Below are 434 nucleotides of genomic sequence, written 5' to 3' on the forward strand. Positions count from 1 at the left end.
ACGTTCAACGCAGTTAAGAGGCAAAACGCATACCCGCGTAGGGCCTCTGCCTGCAGGCAGCCAGGCGCTGGGCTAAATCGCCCACGTGGATCTCCAGTTGGTGCCCGTCTGGATCGAGAAAATAGCAGGAGTCGCCTTCGCTCCTGTTCTCTTTCCAGAATACCGTTTCGGCCTGCTCCAGCCTGGCAACAAAGGCAGGAAAATCCTGTGCGGCAATGCTGAAGGCGTAGTGCGTGTAGTCTTTTTCAGCTGATGCAACCTGCTGGCGAGCCGCATCGACCGACAGGCACAGCCACAGATCGCCGCAGCTAAAGTATGCTCCGTTATCCCACTGTGCGTGGAGCTCAAGTCCCAGCAGACGCTGGTAAAAGTCGACGCTGCGTCTTAGATCAACGACGGCCAGCGTGAGGTGGTTCAAGCCTTTCAGCAAAGTC

General features: G+C 56.9%; 1 protein-coding gene. It reads right to left on the bottom strand.

Annotated elements, in window-relative coordinates; all coding sequences use genetic code 11:
* Window positions 1–13: 13 nt before the first annotated feature.
* Window positions 14–430 carry a fosfomycin resistance glutathione transferase gene (fos, locus tag FN633_RS17615; RefSeq protein ID WP_154058653.1) on the bottom strand — a complete coding sequence of 139 codons (417 nt, stop codon included), beginning with the start codon at window positions 428–430 and terminating at the stop codon, window positions 14–16.
* Window positions 431–434: the final 4 nt, after the last annotated feature.

It is taken from the genome of Pseudescherichia vulneris (genome assembly GCF_902164725.1).
Taxonomy (GTDB): Bacteria; Pseudomonadota; Gammaproteobacteria; order Enterobacterales; family Enterobacteriaceae; genus Pseudescherichia; species Pseudescherichia vulneris.